Source organism: Methylophaga sp. UBA3192 (genome assembly GCA_002363955.1).
Classification (GTDB): domain Bacteria; phylum Pseudomonadota; class Gammaproteobacteria; order Nitrosococcales; family Methylophagaceae; genus Methylophaga.
Genome location: DEXE01000006.1, coordinates 254,617 through 274,938 on the forward strand (window position 1 = coordinate 254,617; position 20,322 = coordinate 274,938).

Here is a 20,322-nt window from a genome sequence, read left to right on the forward strand (position 1 = left end):
CGGATTATTCCTCGTATAACTCAATATTGTCGGCTGTCATCGAATAGGCTGATACGGCCACTTCATTTTCGGTGATGGTGGTTGTCAGAGTGCCCTCAACCCAATAAGGATCGTACAGATTCTGTTGAGCGACACCTTCTTTGGATGTGACATAAATAATCTGATTGGGCGGGGGCGGGGGATAATGGATGCAGGCACCGAAAAACGGCACCAGAAAAAATTCGGTCACCAGTTGCTTTTCGTTCATTTCGACTGGGACCATAAAACCGGGTAGACGAATCTGCCGCTGATCATATTCAGGTTTGACCTTGGCAGACGTTAAGGCCTGTTGATAGCGATCATCGGCAGAACTTTCGAGGGCACCGACCAATTGACTGCTGATTTGATCTTCAAATGAACCATCTTCGATTTCACTGAGATATTCCGGTGGATTCATTAATGCTTCAAGGTCGTCTTCTGGCATCAGGTCGACCCAATCGATGGCCTGGTATTTGTCGTTTGCGAACAGAGGTTGAGCTATTGTCAGGCCAGCTATGACGGAAAAAACAAGCCAGAACTTTGCATATTTCAGTGCGGTCATGATGTATCCGGGAAGTTAAAATTCGAACGAAAATGGTATGTTATAACAATAAAGTGACTGACATAAATTATCCATCATTCAATTCGGTAAACGTATGACCCAGTGTCCCGCTATCCAAATAGAAAATTGTCAATTTCGTTATCACCCTGACTCAGACAAGGCCTTATTGCAAATTGCTCACTTGCGGGTGGAAAAAGGTGAAACGGTGTTTGTTTATGGGCCATCCGGGTCAGGTAAATCGACCTTATTGAATCTGTTGGCAGGCATCTTGTTACCCCAGCAGGGCAATATCAGTCTTGATAATGTGATCGTCAACCGGCTCAGTCATCGAAAACGTGATGCGTTTCGTGCCCGGCATATTGGCATGGTGTTTCAGCGGTTTAACCTGATCCCGTATTTAACCGTTGCAGACAATATCAAACTGGCCAGTCATTTTTCCTTGAGGGATAAACAGTATCTGCAACAACGCAGAGACGGGTTGTTGAATGCGTTGCAACTTGATCCTGAAATACTGATGCGGCCTGCATCTCAACTGAGTGTAGGCCAGCAGCAACGAGTGGCCATTGTCCGTGCCCTTATCAATGAACCTGAATTACTAATTGTCGACGAGCCCACATCAGCTCTGGACAGTGATGCACGTGACAGTTTTGTTGATTTGTTACTGGATCAGATCAAAGCGGCACAGGCAACACTACTCTTTGTCAGTCACGATCGCAGTCTGGCACGGCATTTTTCCAGACAGTTGGATATTCAGTCATTTGTAGACGCAGGAGAAAATCATGCTGTTTAAACTGGCCTGGAAAAGTTTGTTGGCCCGGCGAGTCAGCGTGTTACTTACTATTTTGATGATGACTGTGAGTATTTTTGTTTTATTGAGCGTGGAAACGATTCGTTATCAGGCCAAGGACAGTTTTACTAAAACGGTTTCGGGTGTCGATTTGATTGTCGGCGCTCGTACCGGTCAGGTGAATCTCCTGTTGTATTCGGTATTCCACATTGGTGTGCCGACCAATAATGTTTCCTGGCAGAGTTATCAGGAATTTGCGACTAATCCATCTGTAGCATGGAGTATTCCAATTTCTCTCGGGGATTCACATCGAGGTTATCGGGTGGTGGGAACCAGTACTGACTTTTTTGAATTTTTCCGCTTTGGGAATAAACAAACGCTCACCTTTCAGCATGGCAAAGCGTTTAATGAACATTTTGATGCGGTGATTGGCTCAGAAGTCGCCAAACAACTGGGTTATCAAGTAGATGATGCCATTGTGCTGGCACATGGTATTGCCAGTACCAGCTTTAGTAAACATGACGATCATCCGTTTAAAATTACCGGTATTCTGGCCCCGACTGGCACACCGGTCGATCAATCTGTGTATGTGAGTTTACAAGGCATTGAAGCCATTCATTTCAACTGGCAGGGCGGGGTGCGAATGCCGGACACAGCCACGCCCGAGTTAGAAGATTTACAGCCAGAAACCATTACGGCATTTATGCTGGGACTTAATTCGCGGATACAGACCTTTAATCTGCAACGCCAAATCAATGAATATCGGCAAGAACCATTACAGGCAATTCTGCCAGGTGCGACACTGATGTCCTTATGGTCGATGCTGAGCAGCGTAGAGCAGATATTATTACTGATTGCCTCACTTGTGTTGTTAGGTGCTTTGATTGGCATGGCCAATATGCTTCTGGTTTCAATGCGTGAGCGTAGACATGAGTTGTCAGTGCTTCGGGCTTTAGGTTATCGGCCTGGCTTTTTGTTTGCCTTACTTCAGATTGAGGCGTTATTAATCAGTCTGGCCGCGGCAATCTCAGCCTTTATCAGTTTGCAATTAAGTATGTATGTACTGAAAGACTGGTTGTTGCAGGAGTATGGGATTTTGCTGACGCGATTATCCATCATTAATGAGTTTCTGTTTATGTTGCCAATAGTACTTATCGCGAGTTTTCTGGTGGCGCTGATTCCGGCAATCAGTGCCTATCGACAAGGCCTGCATCAGCAATTAAACCTGTAGCTCAAATGCGTTTGAGTTTTGGCAGATGCTGTTTTAAATGTGATTTGATGTCTTCAATATCAGCTGAAAATACCAAAGCATAAATTTCTCGTTGCATGGTATCGGTTATGAAGGGATAAATTTCATAACCCTCTGCATAAAGTTCTGCCCTTGCCCGGCAAACTTTACGAATACCTTCACTGAACGCGAGGTTATCCACGGCCAGCAAATCCGACTCACCCATAGTCCATTGCTGATCTTTCCAGTGCTCAAAACACCAGTGAGTTAATTGCAGAACAGGATCAATTTTATCCTGCTCAACCTTGTCTGTTTGTTCATTACAACCCAGCAAACAGCCGACCAGGCTGAGGATGAAAAGCTGATGTCGCATTGGCAAACTCCACGGCAATATTCGTTGGAACAATATTGCCTGCTTTTGAGCTCAAACACCAACCTTTGATGGTCATATTAATTGCTGATCAACAGGCAATGACAAATTGTTTTTATCAGGTCATTATCTGTATGGAGCCATCTTAAATAAGGGTATCAATGGATAAGTTTTCAACCATAGGCGTGATTCTGTTGCTGATTCTTGCAGTAGTTGGCGGATATATGACTGGGTTGTTTGCCGGATATTTATACGATTTGGGAAAACGCCGACTGGGAAAAGTGTTAACGGTGATGTTGAATCTGGTGTTTTATATTGTTCCAGCCTGGGCCATTCTGAGTATTGTGTCTGATGATGGGTTACTGTTTTTTTATCTGTTATTGTTGGTTTTCTATTTTCTGGGGATTCATGATTCAAAACAACCCTCGATTCGCGATGATAAACCTGATAAAAATTATGAGCCCTATGATTAATATGACTTACCGGATAACTTTAGTGAAGATGTATCGCGCATCAAGCATGTTTAATTTCTTTTAACAATAACAATCAAATGTAACAATCTACTGGAATAGGTTTTGCCACGTCGGTCCGGGTATGAACAAATACCAATATACAAACGGGAGTTATTGTTGAAAACAGCATTACATCGCAGCCAGAGTATTGCTGCACTGACTATGTTCAGTTGCGTGCTATTGGCATTCATTCCATTTGAGTCAAATGCGGGAAACCAACTAAGTGAGATGCTTAAAGTCACTCTGACGGTGTATGCCATTGCACGTGGACTGAATGCCGTCATTTCAGTTGCTCAGGGTACGGAATTGTCCATCGAACCAATGGGGGTTGGCCTGACGCTTACCCCGGGACAAATACTGGACCCGCTGAATGATTTGATTGAACAGTTTTCTACGGTGCTCTTAATGGCCTCCGCATCATTGGGTATCCAGAAGATCCTGTTATCCATGGGAGATATTGCCATATTCCGTTGGCTACTAGCTGGCTTTGCAGCCATTGTCTTGGTGCTGGTACTTTGGCAAAAATTACCTGAACGCTGGTCTGCAAGATTGTTCAATCTGGTGCTGGTAATTACCTTACTGAGGTTGGCTATTCCATTGACGATCATGGCATCCAATCAGGTGCAGGTTTGGCTGGAACACGATAGACAAGACGCGATAGCCGTTTTACAAACCACCCGGCAGCAAGTGGCTGCACTGCATCCTGATCCCGAGGAACCGTCACGCACATGGTATCAAGGATTTAAAGATAACCTGGATGTAAAAGCCAGATTGCAGGATATTCAACAAAAAGCCGAGCAGGGCATTAATGCTGCCATTTATTTATTAGCTGAGTTTGTATTAATTATGCTGATTTTGCCGATTGGCTTTTTGTTTGTTGCCTGGCGATTGATAACGAAACTTACCCGAACGTAACCTTAGTTATTTAAGGAATCGTAATGTTTTCGCCATCATCAATTGTTTATCAAGAATGCGTCTGGTTCGATTAAATTGTGGACTATTATCGGTAAGCCAACTGCAGAATGTAAGCAGATAGATACCGGTCAGCACCGTTTCATCAACGGCCCGCCATGGCAATGTGGAATGTTGTGCTGAAGCTTCCCGTAACCACTGAACTGTTCGGCTGATCCGCAGCAAAGCGGGTACCTGGATATGCAGATGCCCGGGTTCCAGTTTATTCACGATCATTTGTCGGGTAACACGCTGATTTAATGCCAGGGGTTCCAGCCAGGCCATTAACAAATGATGAAATTTCTGCTGATTGTTTAGTGTTGGAAATATGGATGACTGGATTGAGTTGAGCATATTCAGGTCGGCCCGATCAAACCAGGCATCGCTGATTTGTTCTTTTTCAGCGAAACAACCATACATATCAGCCAGTGAAATATTCAAATCAGCTGCAATTTCGACTAAACGAAGGGATTCCCATGATGTGGCAGAAGCCAGTTTGACTGCGCTATCAACAATCTCCTGCTGTAAATCAGTATGTTGAGTCATGATGCCTCTCCAATAACTGGTCAGGACTAGGGTCTGTTGATCTTTCATAGCCACCACTGCTGGAGGCTATTTTTTCGTCCAACACCGTGGGGCGGAAAAATAGTCCCAGCCCTTCGGGTTGTGGCTGAAAATCCACCACTCTGCGTTACTCGTCATTTATTTAGAACGACTACAAAAACGTCGGGACAAGCAATGTTCCAGACATTGCTTTTGCATACACTCCATCCATGGAGATAAACGTTTTTGAGCGTCAGCCCCGAAGGGGTGAGATACACGGATGTATCTCACAAACGACATTCCCGCGCCTTGATTGGTGCATTTTCAGTCACAACAGAGGCGGCTATGAAAGATCAACAGACCCTAGCATAACGTAAAAATGGCAGGCAAAAAAAAAGCCCCGAACAATGTCGGGGCTTTTTGATGTTTAGCTTGTCTGCAGATTAACGGTTGCAGATGTACATAGTAACTTCAAAGCCAAAACGCATATCTGAGTATTCTGGTTTAGTCCACATGTCGATTTCTCCAAATTTTTAAGAAATGATTTCTTGTTACGAATTAAATGATACGCTTGAGGAAAACTATTTTTATCAGTAATTAGCTCAATGATACTCAGGATTTTCCTGAATCCTTAAACCGTCTTTCATCTGCATTAAGAATTTTAACTTCACGCTGTGGATAAGGAATTTCGATATTGTGTTCCTTTAAAGCATCCCAAATCATCAGTAACAGATCCGCACCGACTCGATTTTCCCCATCATCTATGCCTTCCATCCAGAACTCGATCAGGATATCGACCCCTGAGTCACCAAAGCCTGCAATTTCAGCATCAGGGCGTTCTTCAATTGGAATATCATCACCACTAATAACCCTTGGATGACTGGCCACGACTTCACGTAATAATTCAAATAGAAAGTGCAAATCAGTTTTGTAAGAGACCTGGAATTCAATATCGTAACGTTGCTTGATATTTTTGTGCGTCCAGTTGGTAAAACTGGTCGTTATAAACTGTTCATTAGGCACCATAATATCTTTGCCATCAAAGGTTTCCAGTGTGGTTGAACGCATATTGAGTTCGCGGATAATACCTTTACGTCCGTCTTCCATTTCGATGTAATCGCCAACACTTAAAGAACGTTCAAGTAGCAGAATAATGCCGGAGATAAAATTGGAAGCAATAGACTGTAAACCAAACCCCAACCCCACACCTAACGCACCACCGAATACTGCGAGAGCGGTGAGGTTAATACCCATAATCTGTAATAGCAGAATAAATACGATGAAAAACAGGGCAATTTGAAACAGTTTGGCAAATACCTCACGGGTACCAATATCCAAATCTTCCTGACTGCGGATAATTTGTTGTCCGGCATTGCTTGAAATACGGCCTAACCAGAACAAAATCGAGCCGAATATCAATACCCGGACAATCCCATAAGCGGAAATGTTGATATTGCCAACCTGAAACGACATGGATTCGAGATAAGCAATGACCGTGTCAAGCCAGCCAAACAGATGCAGAATTGCAATAGGTAAAATAACCCAAAGCGCCAGTTTCTTGAATAGGGCTTTATGTACGAGTCGATCGATCAGCTTATAGAGCATAAAAATGACTGCCCAGCTCATACAAACCTGAATTAACCAGCTTTGGCCGATCCATAAATGGCTGATATCAGCAGCAACTGAAAACGCCATGATCAACATTAACGGCAGGATCAAATCGCGGCTGCGATAAATGCTGTTACGAAATTTGAGTAAAGGACCTGACGCTGGAAGTTGTCTTAATAGCGGTGAGCGGTTTTTTAAAAAACTGGCAATGGAATATGCCAGCAGGCTGGCTAAAACAATCAACCCGATTTGGGAATAAAATTTCGGACTACTTGCCCAGTCCATGGCAATGCTCAGTGATTGAAAAAAGAGGGTTTCAATTTGCTGGATATCCATGACCATTCCGTATGTTGTGCTAAAAGACTGCTAATGTAGGTGAGCACAAGCGTCGAATCAAGCGGGTCTGAATAGGACTTTTAAATACAATAGCTGATTTATAGTGAAAAGCGGGAGGGAGTTAGATGAATGTAACCTATGACATAACAGGTAAAACAGCCTTAGTGACAGGGGCTAACCGGGGTATTGGTAAAGCGATTGTCGAGGCTTTTATCCACGCAGGTGTCAGCAAAATTTATTTGGCCGTTCGTGATGTCGCATCAGCTGATGCATTATTAGCGCAATATCCCGAACAGCTTGTTGCCATTGCGGTAGATTTAGCAAAGCCAGAAACCATATTTGCTGCTGCCAAAAAAGCCAATGATGTTGATCTGGTCGTAAATAATGCAGGTATTTTGCTAATGGCAATGCCGTTAGATGATCGTGTGGTTGAAGCCTTACAAACGCAGATGGCAGTTAATGTAAACGGTTTGCTCTATATGGCTCAGGCCTTTGCGCCTGTATTGAAATCAAATGGTGGGGGGGCCTTTGTTCAGCTTAATTCAATTGCTTCATTAAGATCTTTCCCGGCCTTTTCAAGCTATGCAGCCTCTAAAGCCGCAGCTTATCCATTAACTCAGGCCTTACAGGAGCAGCTTGCTGAACAAGGTACCAGAGTAATGAGTGTGCATCCCGGGCCAATAGCAACCGATATGGCAAAAGAGGCCGGGTTTAATGATATTGCAGAAACTGCTGATACCGTTGCAAAAGCAATTATTGATGGCCTTAAAGCGGGGCAATTTCATGTGTTTCCAGATACTATGGCACAGGACATGTGGATGCAATATCAGAGTTTTGCCCGTAATGTTGTGGAAGCTGACAGTGTTGAATAACACCCAGATACAAAAAAGCCCCGGTTAAGGGGCTTTTCGTTTCACCCAGAGGTGAAAGACAAACTGTTATATCGTGTGCAATTAAGCAGGAACGATGTTTTCAGCTTGTGGACCTTTTTGACCTTGAGTAACATCAAATGTTACACGTTGGCCTTCAGTCAATGTTTTGAAACCGTCACCTTGGATTTGACGGAAATGTGCGAAAACGTCAGGGCCGTTTTCTTGTTCGATAAAACCAAAGCCTTTAGCTTCGTTAAACCATTTAACTGTTCCAGTTGAAGACATAAATCATCCTATTTTTTGTAAATCTAAAAATGCCCATGCGGGCGGGTTTGCTGTAAGTGGAGCGGGTATTTTGAAAACAGGACGAGTACTCTTTGGATCTAACATTAAAGCGGAAACATCGAACTTGAAAACAAATATCTGTCGTACTTGCAAGCACAATTGACTATATAGAGATTATTTGTAAAGGTCAAAACATATTTTTGTAAAAAACGAAATAGTATGGGGCTTGAGTAAACACTGTTCTCGGCTTCAAGTCACAATGCTAATTCATTACTGGTACAGGTGTGCGCTTTTGTCGCCTTTGACGAAACCATGTCAGGCACGGTTTCTCGACGTAATAATGGATAAGTGTTGCCAGAAGAAACGATACAACAACAGCCATTGTTACGCCTGTTAACCCTGATAAACCCATTGCGTAGCTCTGATCGATGATTCCATAACCAATGTTCTGGTGTATCAAATACAGCGAATATGACAGGCTACCTAACCAGAGGGTGATGGTGTTAACAATAAAATTCAAATAACCGCTTATGGCCATAACAAACACGCCATAGCACGCTAATACAAAAATATTGAACGGTGCAGGATAGGCAATCAGAGCATGACTCATTGCCAGCGCAAGAAAAAAAACGTCTATTGCAGGCAAACTGCCTGATTTATGCCAGTTGTACAATAAAATCCCACTGATAAACAAAGGTGCATACAAGACAAACAGTAATTCGTGAGTAATGAACAGCATTGTGTGAGATAAATTTTCCATATTCATCACAGCGAGATAACTGATTATGATCCAACCGAATAAAACGATGCGTAACAATTGCCAGCTTTTCAAGGTATAAAACAGTAACGCCATCCAGACATAAAATGTGACCTCAATCACCAGGCTCCAGTAGGCTCCATCTACATGGGCATGATTAAAATAACTGTGAAGCAGCGTGAAGTTCATCAGGGCTGAACTCAACGGAACAGTTCGATCAGGAGGGCCAAGTAGATGAACAGCCATGAAAGTCAGAATAATGCCAACCCATAAAGCGGGTAATAATCGAAAAGCGCGGGCTAAACCAAATTTGCCTGCATGTTGTGTTCTCTCCAGAGTCATGAAAATGACAAAACCACTAAGCATGAAAAATAAATGAACGCCATAACGACCAAATTCCAGCACATCGGGCGGAGTGAATGCATGACCGTACAATTCGTTGTAATAAGGAAAATAATGAAAAAGAACTACGCCTAACGCTGCAATTCCTCGCAATGCATCAAGTGCCTGCAGTCGGTTTTTGGCCTTCGCCATACATCGCTCCTGCTGTAGAAAATGCTGATGAGTATAACGTTCGAGAATTAACGCAGACTTAACATAGGCTATATAAACAGGAATTAATGCTATTTGAGAATAGCAGAATTACTAAAAAAATCACGACACAACACAGTTTTTTCCTTGATGCTTCGCAGCATAAAGATTGCGATCTGCTCGGCTGAGCAGGGCAAAAATACCATCATCCTGTTCACAATACTCGGTCAGACCAATGCTGACGGTAAAGGTTACTTTTTCGCCACTGACTAACGGCAGACTTAATTGCTCTACACACTCACGCATCCGTTCTGCTAGCGTCAGCGCTGAAGCCAGATCGGTTTCCGGTAAAACCATGGCAAACTCTTCACCACCAATACGACCAAAAATATCGTACGAACGCTTTGAACTCATAATGCATTCGCTGAATAACTTTATGGCCTCATCGCCGGTGTTATGGCCATGCAGATCATTTATACGTTTAAAGTCATCGATATCAAACATCAATAAACATAATGTTCGATTATGACGGGAGGTACGTTGCAATTCGGTTTCTGCTTGAGCAATAAATGCCCTGCGATTCCAGATCCCAGTTAAATCATCCGTATTGGCAAGATATTCTAATGTTGTTGCGACTTCTTCCAGTTCAAAGTTCTTTTCCAGAATATCCAGGTGGGCTTCAAAAATATTACGTAACTGCACCAGCATTTTGCGTTGCAATTCACTGTAATAATGCGTTTTTGTATCCAGAACACACAATGAACCAAACGGATCACCATTAGGCCAGCTGACGGGGACGCCCAGATAATTGATCATGCCTAATCTGGAATCATACTTATCTTTCCAGTTATCGTCCTCATTGGCATTGGCGACAAACAGGGTTTGCTGATGATCAATAACAAATTCGCAGTACCTTCCTGAACCGGTCAATTGAAATTGTTTATTGATTTGATAAGGGTTTTCAGGTGCTCGATTTTTTACTTTTACAACAAGTTGATCATAGCTGTTAATACACGTCAACAAAGCCGCTGGTGCTTCCATAAACTCAGCTAACAAATCAATCAGATCCTGCCATTGCTGAAAATAATCATCGCTTACAATCGGATGAGACATATTCAATTTATTGGTCAAGGAGTTGATCCTTTGTTTTTACACCTAATCAAAAGCATACAATAAATTTAAAACGAGTCTTTAACCTATTTAAAGTGTCTGAAAAATAGGTTCCCGGTTTTTGGTTAAAAACGCATTATTAATGTCTGTTCCGTATCGAATTACATTCCTGTTAACTTGCCTGTTCGGGTTGATTGGCTGCGACCCGTTCGCTAAACCTGAAACCATGATGGATGAGTATGTAAAAAGGTTAGGCCATGTACTGGATGTTGAGCCGAAATACTCTGATTTAATTTATATTGAAAGAATACCCAGACCTCGGGAGCGCAAGTTATCAATCCCGGAAACCGAGATAAATATGCTCGACTTTTTGGCGTTGTATGGTTGTGAATTGCAATTTGTTGTCGGTGAGAAAAACTCGATTATGGGCCGAGTCATGCAGCCGTTGAATAATCTGCGTTATGAATTACGTTTTATTGAAGCGGCCAGGGTATGTTTAGCAGAGATTGATAACGACAACTTGCGACAAAAAGTTTCAGAAGCGATTGAAACAAAACAGCAGTCTTTACCACTAATTATCTGGAATGCTACCTGGGGAACTGATGAAATAGCCAGATTGATGAGCCTGTCCAATGGGCTGTATCAGCCCGAACAGAGCCAGCATGAAATATCGACATATTCTAATGATATTAACTATTTAAATTCGGTTGTCAGAAAGCTCCAAGCTGGTGATTATGCAGATGATCTGAATTACGTGGGTGATATTCAACAGCGCTGGCAATATGGTAGCAGGGCAGGTCAGTTGCACAATAGTGTGAGATTACTGGCCAGCAGGCTTGATGATGCAACACAAATCCTGAAACAGCGAATTCATCAAAAACCCTTATGTCCACAAGGTCAACCCAATAATAAGGCAAAAACTGTAGAGTCGGTGTTCTTCAATGTCTACATCGCTAACGTTCAGCCATATCTGTCCAGCGTGAATCGTGGAGCCGAACAGTTATTCAAACCATTAGCCGAACTGGCTGACATCCAACAGCATGTCATGCCGGACTCTTTTCGGCCCTATTACGATCAAAGTTTACGTTGGGATAATGATAAAGGGCTTTGGGGGAAGTATCAGCAACAAGTTAAAGCGCACACTGAAGCCTGGCAGGATTTGCTGGAACAATGTGGTCTTCGGCCCACTCCCGATTAATATCTAAACCTTAAAGCGACTCATCATTTGTTTCATAGCATCTGAAAAGCGTCTGATTTCCTGGGAGAGCTCTTCACCGGTTTCAGCGACTTCACTGGCCGATTCTGTCTGTTCATTCAGGCCATGCAGATTTTTACTGATCTCTTCGGCAACACAGGTTTGTTCCTCAGTTGCCTGAGCAGTTTGAGTTGCCATGTCGTTAACACGGTTAGAAGATTCCTGGATTTCATGGAAGACCACATCGGCTTCGACAAAAGTACTCGCGGTTTCATCCGCATTCACTTTACCTTCAGAGATAGCCTTGGAAGATGCACTGACGGAAAGCTGTAATTGCTGAATGATTTTATCTATGTCATTAGTACTTTGCTGAGTTCGGGTCGCCAGGGTGCGGACCTCATCTGCTACAACGGCAAAGCCACGGCCATGTTCGCCAGCACGAGCGGCTTCAATGGCTGCATTCAACGCCAGTAAATTGGTTTGTTCGGCAACACCACGAATAACATCCAATACCGTCACTATATTATTTGAGTTGGTTTCCAGTTCCTGAGACGAATTCAAGACCAAATCCATATTACGGATCAGGGCCGAAATTTTTTCATTCGATGTTCTGACAACGGCCATACCCCGATCCGCTAAACCAGCAGTTTTATCGGCTTCTGATGCTGAGTTCGTAGCAACCTGTGCCATTTCCTTATTGGCCAGAGTCATTTCATGAACGGCGCTTACAATGGATTCAGTTGATAAATTTAACTTATGGTTAATGCTTTTAGTATGTTCTGAGGCATCTGAGAGACTGGCAGTCAGACTTCCCAGGTTGCCGACTTGTGACAGGATGTTTTTTATCAGATCCTGCAGGTTGGAAACAAATACGTTAAAGGCTTGGGCCAGATTGCCAAATTCATCTTTGGAAGACACGTCTATTCTTGCGGTGAGATCACCATCACCTGAAGCGATTTCATTGATACGTTTCACCAGGTAGTTAATATCATCTGTCAGCTTTTTAGGAATCAGATAACTGAACGTTAAGGCAATCAGCAAGACAATACCAACAGCAATAAAAGTAAACGTCATTTTGGTACGGATAGCAGCAGCCAATTCTTTTTCGATGACCTCAAAACCGGTAATAACTGCTTCACCTGATTTATCAAGAATATCCCTCAATTCGGCAAACTCCTGATCTTCAACCTGTCCAAGGCGATTTAATGAAAGCTTGTTATTAAAAGCTTCAATTAAAGCGTTGGATGATCTTACCCACTCCTGATAAGCCTGATCAAATACTGCCGGATCACCTGCAATTTCCGGAAAGTCTTTCAGGTACGCTCTGTAATCAGCATAACGTGCTGCAACTTGCTGGATATTTTCCTGCCGGTCTGCTTCCTGTTGTTCGGCATCAGATTGTCCGGAAAGAATATTTAATTGCGCTAGCTTGGCTTGGTAAAGATCACGATCAGCATTCAGAATAACCTCACTTGCTGGCATAAAGCTTCGAGACTGAATTTCAATAAGATTGTTTTGTAATGACATCATCCACCAGAACATCGAGATGACGATAATAATGGTTAACCCCATGACCAATACCGGTAATGAGCTTTTGGTTCGAATGCTGTGGATGTTCATATCAATGTCCTTAGAGACCGCAAAATCGTGTAATTACCAGCTTATACATGTAGTTCCTTGCAGAAGGACTTATGTACAGCAATGTTGTCGACAATCTAAGGAAAACCTTTAGAAAAAACCTGAATTAATGACACATAAGTCACATTGTTGATTTAGAGGAAAAATGGGTTTGCTGAAAAAAAGATGTCGCCAAGCTCTACAGGAACAAGAGCCTGTGTGAGAGGATTTTTTCGCTATGGCAGGTTTGATAGCTTATCTTTAAAGGTTCAGAAACGATAGAACCGTTTCACTTGCAGTCGTTAGCATTCCAGTTTATTTGGACTTTGTTTTTTTGTTGGCTTTCTTTTTATTCTTATCGGCTTTTTTGGATTTGTTGACTTTGGCTTTTAATTTTTTTGCAGATTTTTTGTCTTTTTTAGTTTTGTCTTTGTTGTCTGTGTCCAGTTTGGTCTTAACTGGCTCGGGAAAGCAGTCAATTCCATTTGTGCGGTAACGTCCCAGCCAATATCGAACCTGCCCAAGACTTAATGTAGTTTGATCTGCCGTCTCAGTTTGAGTGGCACCTTCTGAAAGTAATAATAAAGCCTTTGCTCTTTCACTATTTACGGAGTTTTTTTCACTGATTTTACGAAGTTGTTTTTGGGCTTTTTTCTTTAATTCCAATAAAACTGCTGAGTCGTTCATGCTGGATCCCCAAAATAATGAATAAATGATCTAAAACACTTAATTTTTCGACATTACTGCAACTGTATTTCAAAAATGTGACAAACAGACCTTAGGCCAGTTTATTCATGGTTTCGTGCAACTGTTTATCATAGTCAGTATGAATAACCCGCCCACTGTCTGGATCGAAATTTTCATAAAAAGAGGGTAATGACATACTGCCTTTTATTTCTGCAGCAAAACGAGGAAGGGCGTTCAGCGCAATATCCATGACTGTTGCACCACCGCGTTCACCAGGAGATGTTGAGAGAAGAATAGTGGGTTTTTTCTGAAAGATTTTTTGTTCGATGCGAGAACACCAGTCAAACAGGTTTTTCCATGCCGCTGAATAGTTTCCATTGTGTTCTGCAAACGAAATAACCAATGCATCAGCACTGCCCAATTTAGCAATAAAAGCTTGTGCCAAAGCAGGTTGTCCCAGTTCTTTTTCTATATCAACACTGAATAAAGGCAGCTCATAATCATTCAGATCAAGTACTTCTACCTCTGCCTTGTCTACCAGACTTGCCGCATAAGTGACTAACTGCTTATTGATGGATTGTTTACTACTGCTGGCTGCAAAAGCGATGACTTTCATAAAATCTCCATTAATTGAAACTCAGTTTTGTGACAGGTAGCCTGTCGAAAAGTTGTTCATATTGCAAAAGTAAAAAAGGCATCCGAGGATGCCTTTATGTATTACTGACTAATCGTAGCTGTAATGTTTTTTCAGCTGTTTAGTGACTTGCCACATGCTTTTCAAACCTGTTGGGAAAATTGCATAATCACCAGGAACGATAGTGACTGGCTCGCCGCCGTCTGGTGTAACGACAATTTCACCTTCCAGAATGTAGGCTTTTTCGGTTTCATCAAAATCCAAACGGAATTCAGTGACCGGGCAATCCCAAATTTCCCAACCTGACACACCCAGTTCTTGTAAACGAGCTTCACTGGGGTTTTTTTCAATAATAATCTCTGGCATAAAAATCCTGATATATAAAAAGTATGATCCTGGTTGTCATGCGACAAACCAATTGCTTTTACTGTCGTCCATGTCCTATCACACGGCAACATGTCAGTATTTGACCGGCAAATAATAGCAAACCTGACTCTTTAAATCCTAAATGTATCAGTTTAACCTGCTGCACAGGTGTTCTTGTCTATCTAAATGAAAATGATTAGTGTTTACATTAGCGTGTCTCGGGCGTAGCATATATTCCTTTGAAATCTACCCCGGAGACCCCCGATGCAAACAAAATTATCGCCTTTAGCGATATCCATTGGTTTAGCTTTATTGGCAACACAGACTTTAATGGCTGCAGAAAGTGATAATGATTCTGCAGTGTTAGATGCCATTACTGTTACAGCCAGTGCCGATGCTTCTGCTGAAGGTCTATCTCCAGCCTTTGCAGGTGGTCAAGTTGCTGAGGGGGGACGTGCAGGTATTCTGGGGACTAAAGATAATCTGGATACCCCTTTTAGTATTACCAGCTATACCAACGAATTTATTCAGGACCGTCAGGCGCAGAGCGTCGGAGACGTCCTGCAAGCCGATCCCGGTGTCAGGGTTGCTCGCGGCTTTGGTAACTTTCAGGAAACCTACTTCATTCGGGGTTTTCTTCTTTATTCAGATGATGTTGCCTATAATGGTCTGTATTCGTTGTTACCCCGTCAATATATTGCGACAGAGTTATTTGAACGCGTTGAAGTATTGCGTGGTGCCTCAGCATTTCTGACAGGTGCCGCTCCGGGTGGGAACGGTATCGGAGGTGTGATTAATTTACTCCCTAAACGAGCTCCAAACTATGATTTGAACCGAATCACTGTCGGTGCATCTCACAATGATCAACGCAATGTCGCTGCGGATGTGGCACGTCGTTTCGGTGAAAATCAAGAGTTTGGTATTCGAGTCAATGCTGCCCATCACAATGGTGGTACCTCGATTGACGATGAAAATGCGGAGCTGAGCCTGTTCAGCGTCGGTTTGGATTATCGGGGTGATCGACTGCGTTTATCGGCGGATATGGGGTATCAAAATCATCAATTAGATGAAACCCGAACCAATGTAGCGATTAACGGTTTAACGGATGTCGTACCGAAAGCGCCAGATGCGAGCAAGAATTGGGCACAGCCCTGGAGCTATTCCAATGAAGAGGATGTGTTTGGCACCTTCCGGGCAGAATATGATCTCAATGACAATGTGACTGCCTGGGCAGCGTATGGTCTGCGTCGGACTGATGAGGATAATTCGCTGGCTAATTTTACGCTTCAGGATGCCCGTTCCGGAGCGGGTGTTATGGGCAGATTTGATAATACCCGCGAAGATCGGGTTGATACCGGGGAAATCGGCTTCAGAGGCAATTTTGATACCGGCGCCGTCGGGCATGAATGGGTGGTGTCATATTCGTATTTCCAATTGGAAACAAAGAATGCCTTCCTTGGTGAGTTTGGTGAGCGCCGTCTGGACAGTAATTTATACAATCCGGTTTATTACAACAGACCCGGATTTGGTAGTGGCGCTGCCACCGGAACATTCTTTGGCAATGACCTCGACTCGCCTGGGTTAACTGGCAGAACAAAACTGAATAGCTTTGCCATTGGTGACACGCTCTCTTTTATGGATGAGCGTTTGTTATTGACGCTGGGCGCCCGGCATCAGTCAATCAGGGTGGATAACTATAGTAGTGACTCAGAATTTGAGACAGCAGGGGTGCGGACTTCTTATGAGGACAGTGAGATCACCCCGGCAGTCGGCGCCGTGTTCAGGGTCACTGATCAAGTGTCACTCTATGCCAACTATATTGAGAGTTTAGCGCAAGGCGAGACGGCACCGAGCACCGGTGTGATTAATGTCGGAGAGTCATTATCTCCCTATGTTTCGGAACAAAAAGAAGTGGGCGTCAAATATGAGACGGGGCAGTTAGGTCTGGGCTTGGCCTATTTCACAACGTCAAAACCCAGAGCGGTCATTGAAAATAATATCTTTCAAGAGTCAGGAGAAGATGAACATAAAGGTATCGAACTGACCGTTTACGGCAAAGCTTCTGACAATGTCAAAGTTTTGGGTGGCGTGACCTGGCTGGATACAGAACAGAAAGACACCGGGGATGCCTTAATTGATGGCAATGAAGTAATTGGTGTAGCTGAGTGGCAGGGCAATCTCGGTGCAGAATGGGAAGTCCCGCACTTGGATGGTCTGGCGCTGGATACCCGGGTGACTTATACCGGTTCACGTTATGCTGATGACGCCAATACGCTGAAAGTCGATGACTGGACCACGGTTGATATTGGCGCCCGTTATATTATGGCTGTTGGAAATCAGGATGTGACGCTGAGGGCACGTGTACACAACTTGTTTGACCGTAACTACTGGGCTTCGGTGGGTGGTTTCCCGGGAAGAGGCTATTTGGCGCTTGGTGCACCTCGCACCGTAATGGTAAGCGCCACAATGGACTTCTAAACTAAGCAATATCAGTTTAAAAAAACGGCTTGCAGATACAACTTTGCAAGCCGTTTTTTTATGTTCGCTTTTTAAACATTCACCCGTTGATAATCACGATAACGTGGCAGCCAGAAGTTATCTTCAATGGCCTGTAATAAAGTATTTTCAGTCATTTCAGGGGCGAGTCGTTTTTGCTGAGCCAGTTTGGCCACTGCAAAAGCAATTTTTTTACTGAGTTCTGCCGTTTCAGTCAGTGGGGGGAGAAGTTCCTGGTGACCACTGGTCGCCATTGGCGATGCAGCCGCCAGCACTTCACTGGCGATTATTAACATATCATCGGTAATTCGTTCGATACCCGCTGCCACCACAGCGAGACCCAGCCCCGGGAAAATGTAACTGTTATTGCATTGAGCGATAGGGTAAAAATTTCCATCATAAACGACCGGCGTGAAAGGGCTACCAGTTGCTATAAGTGCATTGCCATCTGTCCATTCGATAAGTTGTTGAGGATGAGCTTCAATCTGTTTGGATGGATTGCTTAACGGGAAAATAATTGGTTTTGGACAATGCAAATACATGGATTTGATTATTGCCTCGGTAAAGATTCCTGCCTGTCCTGAAACCCCAATCAACACGGTTGGTTTTACATTTTCAATCACTTCGGCCAAGTTGGCATTGATACCCGACATATTCCAGGTAGCACAAACCAGATCGAGTTGAGCTAGTTTTTGTTGAAAATCCGGTAGCCCGGGTAACGATTGGGTCAGTAGTCCCGGTCGGTCAATCATAAAAATGTGTTTGCGGGCATCAACTTCACTGGTACCTTCAGTCATCATTTGTGCCACGATTTGCTCGGCGATGCCACATCCAGCAGAGCCTGCACCGACAAATACAATGGTCTGTTCCGAGAGTGTTTGTTGTTTGGCACGACAGGCGGCCAGTAATGAACCAACGGTGACAGCTGCTGTTCCCTGAATATCATCATTAAAACAACACAATTCATCGCGATAACGATTGAGTAACGGCAGGGCTTTGCGTTGTTCAAAGTCCTCAAACTGTAACAATACCTTGGGCCAGCGTTTTTTGATGGCGCTAATAAACAAGTCCATAAACTCATCGTATTGCTGAGCATCAATACGTGGATGTTGCCAACCAATATATTGGGGATTATTCAGTAATTCAGCATTGTCCGTGCCAACGTCAAGCATGATGGGCAGGGTATACGCCGGGCTGATACCACCGCAGACGGTATATAGGGAAAGCTTGCCAATCGGGATACCCATACCACCGACGCCTTGATCCCCCAGACCGAGAATACGACTGCCATCCGTCACGACAATGACTTTGACTTTGCGTTTAGTGGCATTGAGCAGTATTTCATCTATGTTGTGACGATCCGGATAGGAAATAAACAAGCCTCTTGCCCGTCGATAGATTTGCGAAAAACGCTCACACGCATCACCCACAGTGGGGGTGTAAATGATCGGCATCATTTCCTGCAGATGCTGTTCCAGCAGGTAATAAAACAGCGTTTCATTATTATCCTGAATCGTCCGCAGATAAATGTGCTTGTTAATCGGTTCAATAAAACTGGAATATTGCTGATAGGCCCGTTCAGCCTGTTGTTTTATGGTTTCAAAACGTTGCGGAATCAAGCCTCTGAGATTGAACTGCTGTCGCTCGGCTTCGCTGAATGCAGTACCTTTATTAAGAAGTGATGTTGCCAGGAGGGTCGGGCCAGCGTAAGGAATATATATTGGTTTAAGCGACATTTGATTAACGATCCGGTTAATGGTGATTCAGCATCAATATAAACATCAGTCACAGTCAAGATTCAAATCTAAATTTCCGGGTCACCACGGACTTTATGAACCAGATACACGGAGCAATTCGTGAAAGAGTAGATATTTTTTGGATATAAGTCAGGTTTACCGGTTGACTAAAGGCTATTTAAAGTCGCATATTGTCACGAGTTTTTACAGATGCCCGCGGCTGAATAGTGAGAAAAATCATGTTTTTATCTAACCTTATTTCAGTGTCAATGGCGACACTCCTGCTCTCTGGCCCTGCATTTGCAGGGAATGCCTCTTCACACGAAGAAAGTATGGCCTGTGGAAGTAACAGCATCACCATTGGTATGAGCACTGATGACATAAAAACAATATGCGGTCAGTTTTGGGAGCCAGCGTTTATCAGTTCACATACTCGCCCCGTATTAAGGAAGGTTGCTGACTCAGATCAGGTAAACGACCATTTCGAAAAATGGCTATATCGCATCGTAGATAATCAGGAAACTCATGTTGTTATAAAAAATGGTCTGGTAGTAAAAATATTCAATACCCCACAGCCATAGAGTTAGATAAACAATCAATTCAAATAAAAAAGCGGTCTTAACAGACCGTTTTTTTATTGTCACAAACATCTTATTCATCGTGGATTGATTGGCATGTTTTCAGTCACACCTTAGACGGCGATAAAAGATAAACAGACCAAAGAATAATTATTTATAAGCTGCTGGATTTTTACTGTTTAATGGCGAGTCGTAAGTTTATCTTTTAACACAACACTCGCAGAGCAACTGATGAAAACATCTACTATTTTGGTTTTACCCTTGCTTGGTTTTTTAAGTCTCCCGCTTTTTGCAGATGAAATGGAAAACAATAAACAGTGTGAACTGATCGCCAATCTGACCGGAGATTACTATCACCACAAGCAATCCGGTAAATCGAAACAGGACGTAGAGCAGACCATGCGTCCTGAGTTTGCAAACGACGAATTTTTACGGGTGGTCGATCTGGCGATTAACCTGGCTTATACCTTTCCCGATGACTTACCGGAAGAAGCCGTTGAACAGCAAGTATTTAAGGGCTGCGAACAGCACCAGCACTGATGC

At 43.3% G+C, this 20,322-nt stretch carries 22 protein-coding genes; 9 read left to right on the plus strand and 13 right to left on the minus strand.

Annotated elements, in window-relative coordinates; genetic code table 11:
* Positions 1–4 precede the first annotated feature (4 nt).
* On the minus strand, positions 5–580 hold the full coding sequence (locus B2337_RS08335) for a DUF3299 domain-containing protein (protein ID WP_292359780.1): 576 nt from the start codon (positions 578–580) through the stop codon (positions 5–7).
* Positions 581–674: 94 nt separating this feature from the next.
* On the opposite strand from B2337_RS08335, the gene B2337_RS08340 reads away from it, so the two are divergent.
* Both B2337_RS08340 and B2337_RS08345 read left to right on the plus strand, forming a co-directional pair.
* Complete coding sequence (locus tag B2337_RS08340; protein WP_292413220.1) at positions 675–1,370, plus strand: ATP-binding cassette domain-containing protein; 696 nt, start codon at positions 675–677, stop codon at positions 1,368–1,370.
* Entirely contained in the window at positions 1,360–2,598 is a 1,239-nt protein-coding gene (locus tag B2337_RS08345; RefSeq protein WP_292413222.1) for an ABC transporter permease, read from the plus strand. The genes B2337_RS08340 and B2337_RS08345 overlap by 11 nt, the downstream gene beginning before the upstream one ends.
* Before the next feature lies 1 nt (position 2,599).
* Here B2337_RS08345 and B2337_RS08350 read toward each other — a convergent pair whose 3' ends face one another.
* Positions 2,600–2,968: a hypothetical protein gene (locus B2337_RS08350; protein WP_292359774.1), complete on the minus strand. Its 369-nt coding sequence runs from the start codon at positions 2,966–2,968 to the stop codon at positions 2,600–2,602.
* Between the two features lie 158 nt (positions 2,969–3,126).
* Here B2337_RS08350 and B2337_RS08355 point away from each other — a divergent pair, with 158 nt between their 5' ends.
* On the plus strand, positions 3,127–3,438 hold the full coding sequence (locus B2337_RS08355) for a hypothetical protein (protein ID WP_292359772.1): 312 nt from the start codon (positions 3,127–3,129) through the stop codon (positions 3,436–3,438).
* A 156-nt stretch (positions 3,439–3,594) separates the two neighbouring features.
* Positions 3,595–4,392: a hypothetical protein gene (locus B2337_RS08360; protein WP_292413223.1), complete on the plus strand. Its 798-nt coding sequence runs from the start codon at positions 3,595–3,597 to the stop codon at positions 4,390–4,392.
* 6 nt (positions 4,393–4,398) lie between these two features.
* On the opposite strand, the gene B2337_RS08365 is transcribed toward B2337_RS08360, so the two are convergent.
* The 3 genes from B2337_RS08365 to B2337_RS08375 all read right to left on the minus strand — a co-directional run bounded on the left by B2337_RS08365 (position 4,399) and on the right by B2337_RS08375 (position 6,915).
* A complete protein-coding gene (locus B2337_RS08365; RefSeq protein ID WP_292359768.1) occupies positions 4,399–4,974 on the minus strand; it encodes a TetR/AcrR family transcriptional regulator in 576 nt (191 codons plus the stop codon).
* A gap of 440 nt (positions 4,975–5,414) precedes the next feature.
* On the minus strand, positions 5,415–5,486 hold the full coding sequence (pqqA, locus tag B2337_RS08370) for a pyrroloquinoline quinone precursor peptide PqqA (RefSeq protein ID WP_081443609.1): 72 nt from the start codon (positions 5,484–5,486) through the stop codon (positions 5,415–5,417).
* Between the two features lie 97 nt (positions 5,487–5,583).
* Complete coding sequence (locus B2337_RS08375) at positions 5,584–6,915, minus strand: mechanosensitive ion channel family protein (protein WP_292359766.1); 1,332 nt, start codon at positions 6,913–6,915, stop codon at positions 5,584–5,586.
* Positions 6,916–7,040: 125 nt separating this feature from the next.
* On the opposite strand from B2337_RS08375, the gene B2337_RS08380 reads away from it, so the two are divergent.
* Positions 7,041–7,787 (plus strand): SDR family oxidoreductase, encoded by a 747-nt coding sequence (locus B2337_RS08380; RefSeq protein WP_292413224.1) that lies wholly within the window; start codon positions 7,041–7,043, stop codon positions 7,785–7,787.
* 81 nt (positions 7,788–7,868) lie between these two features.
* Here B2337_RS08380 and B2337_RS08385 read toward each other — a convergent pair whose 3' ends face one another.
* From B2337_RS08385 to B2337_RS08395, 3 genes are all read right to left on the minus strand, one after another.
* Positions 7,869–8,072 (minus strand): cold-shock protein, encoded by a 204-nt coding sequence (locus tag B2337_RS08385; protein WP_014706925.1) that lies wholly within the window; start codon positions 8,070–8,072, stop codon positions 7,869–7,871.
* Between the two features lie 262 nt (positions 8,073–8,334).
* A complete protein-coding gene (locus B2337_RS08390) occupies positions 8,335–9,363 on the minus strand; it encodes an acyltransferase family protein (RefSeq protein WP_292359763.1) in 1,029 nt (342 codons plus the stop codon).
* 120 nt (positions 9,364–9,483) lie between these two features.
* A complete protein-coding gene (locus tag B2337_RS08395) occupies positions 9,484–10,491 on the minus strand; it encodes a sensor domain-containing diguanylate cyclase (RefSeq protein ID WP_292413227.1) in 1,008 nt (335 codons plus the stop codon).
* Positions 10,492–10,591: 100 nt separating this feature from the next.
* On the opposite strand from B2337_RS08395, the gene B2337_RS08400 reads away from it, so the two are divergent.
* Positions 10,592–11,668 carry a DUF3080 family protein gene (locus B2337_RS08400; RefSeq protein WP_292413229.1) on the plus strand — a complete coding sequence of 359 codons (1,077 nt, stop codon included), beginning with the start codon at positions 10,592–10,594 and terminating at the stop codon, positions 11,666–11,668.
* 3 nt (positions 11,669–11,671) lie between these two features.
* Here B2337_RS08400 and B2337_RS08405 read toward each other — a convergent pair whose 3' ends face one another.
* The 4 genes from B2337_RS08405 to B2337_RS08420 all read right to left on the minus strand — a co-directional run bounded on the left by B2337_RS08405 (position 11,672) and on the right by B2337_RS08420 (position 14,969).
* On the minus strand, positions 11,672–13,285 hold the full coding sequence (locus B2337_RS08405; protein ID WP_292413230.1) for a methyl-accepting chemotaxis protein: 1,614 nt from the start codon (positions 13,283–13,285) through the stop codon (positions 11,672–11,674).
* A 312-nt stretch (positions 13,286–13,597) separates the two neighbouring features.
* Positions 13,598–13,969, minus strand: a complete 372-nt coding sequence (locus tag B2337_RS08410) for a helix-turn-helix domain-containing protein (protein WP_292359756.1) — start codon at positions 13,967–13,969, stop codon at positions 13,598–13,600.
* 91 nt (positions 13,970–14,060) lie between these two features.
* Positions 14,061–14,585 (minus strand): NADPH-dependent FMN reductase, encoded by a 525-nt coding sequence (locus B2337_RS08415; protein ID WP_292413232.1) that lies wholly within the window; start codon positions 14,583–14,585, stop codon positions 14,061–14,063.
* A gap of 108 nt (positions 14,586–14,693) precedes the next feature.
* Positions 14,694–14,969, minus strand: a complete 276-nt coding sequence (locus B2337_RS08420) for a cupin domain-containing protein (protein WP_292359752.1) — start codon at positions 14,967–14,969, stop codon at positions 14,694–14,696.
* Positions 14,970–15,233: 264 nt separating this feature from the next.
* Here B2337_RS08420 and B2337_RS08425 point away from each other — a divergent pair, with 264 nt between their 5' ends.
* Positions 15,234–17,447, plus strand: coding sequence for a TonB-dependent receptor (locus B2337_RS08425; RefSeq protein WP_292742497.1), 2,214 nt, complete (start codon positions 15,234–15,236; stop codon positions 17,445–17,447).
* Positions 17,448–17,518: 71 nt separating this feature from the next.
* Here the strand turns inward: B2337_RS08425 and B2337_RS08430 are convergent, their stop codons facing one another.
* Positions 17,519–19,201: an NAD-dependent malic enzyme gene (locus B2337_RS08430; protein ID WP_292413236.1), complete on the minus strand. Its 1,683-nt coding sequence runs from the start codon at positions 19,199–19,201 to the stop codon at positions 17,519–17,521.
* 239 nt (positions 19,202–19,440) lie between these two features.
* Between B2337_RS08430 and B2337_RS08435 the strand changes: the two genes are divergently transcribed.
* Both B2337_RS08435 and B2337_RS08440 read left to right on the plus strand, forming a co-directional pair.
* Positions 19,441–19,782: a DUF2845 domain-containing protein gene (locus tag B2337_RS08435; RefSeq protein WP_292359746.1), complete on the plus strand. Its 342-nt coding sequence runs from the start codon at positions 19,441–19,443 to the stop codon at positions 19,780–19,782.
* A gap of 228 nt (positions 19,783–20,010) precedes the next feature.
* A complete protein-coding gene (locus B2337_RS08440) occupies positions 20,011–20,319 on the plus strand; it encodes a hypothetical protein (protein WP_292359744.1) in 309 nt (102 codons plus the stop codon).
* The last annotated feature ends 3 nt before the right edge of the window (positions 20,320–20,322 follow it).

Bases quoted from the DNA above. Each gene is read 5' to 3' on its own strand.
- B2337_RS08335 (WP_292359780.1), bottom strand. From the start codon at position 580: ATGACCGCACTGAAATATGCAAAGTTCTGGCTTGTTTTTTCCGTCATA.
- B2337_RS08340 (WP_292413220.1), top strand. From the start codon at position 675: ATGACCCAGTGTCCCGCTATCCAAATAGAAAATTGTCAATTTCGTTAT.
- B2337_RS08345 (WP_292413222.1), top strand. From the start codon at position 1,360: ATGCTGTTTAAACTGGCCTGGAAAAGTTTGTTGGCCCGGCGAGTCAGC.
- B2337_RS08350 (WP_292359774.1), bottom strand. From the start codon at position 2,968: ATGCGACATCAGCTTTTCATCCTCAGCCTGGTCGGCTGTTTGCTGGGT.
- B2337_RS08355 (WP_292359772.1), top strand. From the start codon at position 3,127: ATGGATAAGTTTTCAACCATAGGCGTGATTCTGTTGCTGATTCTTGCA.
- B2337_RS08365 (WP_292359768.1), bottom strand. From the start codon at position 4,974: ATGACTCAACATACTGATTTACAGCAGGAGATTGTTGATAGCGCAGTC.
- B2337_RS08375 (WP_292359766.1), bottom strand. From the start codon at position 6,915: ATGGATATCCAGCAAATTGAAACCCTCTTTTTTCAATCACTGAGCATT.
- B2337_RS08380 (WP_292413224.1), top strand. From the start codon at position 7,041: ATGAATGTAACCTATGACATAACAGGTAAAACAGCCTTAGTGACAGGG.
- B2337_RS08385 (WP_014706925.1), bottom strand. From the start codon at position 8,072: ATGTCTTCAACTGGAACAGTTAAATGGTTTAACGAAGCTAAAGGCTTT.
- B2337_RS08390 (WP_292359763.1), bottom strand. From the start codon at position 9,363: ATGGCGAAGGCCAAAAACCGACTGCAGGCACTTGATGCATTGCGAGGA.
- B2337_RS08405 (WP_292413230.1), bottom strand. From the start codon at position 13,285: ATGAACATCCACAGCATTCGAACCAAAAGCTCATTACCGGTATTGGTC.
- B2337_RS08410 (WP_292359756.1), bottom strand. From the start codon at position 13,969: ATGAACGACTCAGCAGTTTTATTGGAATTAAAGAAAAAAGCCCAAAAA.
- B2337_RS08415 (WP_292413232.1), bottom strand. From the start codon at position 14,585: ATGAAAGTCATCGCTTTTGCAGCCAGCAGTAGTAAACAATCCATCAAT.
- B2337_RS08420 (WP_292359752.1), bottom strand. From the start codon at position 14,969: ATGCCAGAGATTATTATTGAAAAAAACCCCAGTGAAGCTCGTTTACAA.
- B2337_RS08425 (WP_292742497.1), top strand. From the start codon at position 15,234: ATGCAAACAAAATTATCGCCTTTAGCGATATCCATTGGTTTAGCTTTA.
- B2337_RS08430 (WP_292413236.1), bottom strand. From the start codon at position 19,201: ATGTCGCTTAAACCAATATATATTCCTTACGCTGGCCCGACCCTCCTG.
- B2337_RS08435 (WP_292359746.1), top strand. From the start codon at position 19,441: ATGTTTTTATCTAACCTTATTTCAGTGTCAATGGCGACACTCCTGCTC.
- B2337_RS08440 (WP_292359744.1), top strand. From the start codon at position 20,011: ATGAAAACATCTACTATTTTGGTTTTACCCTTGCTTGGTTTTTTAAGT.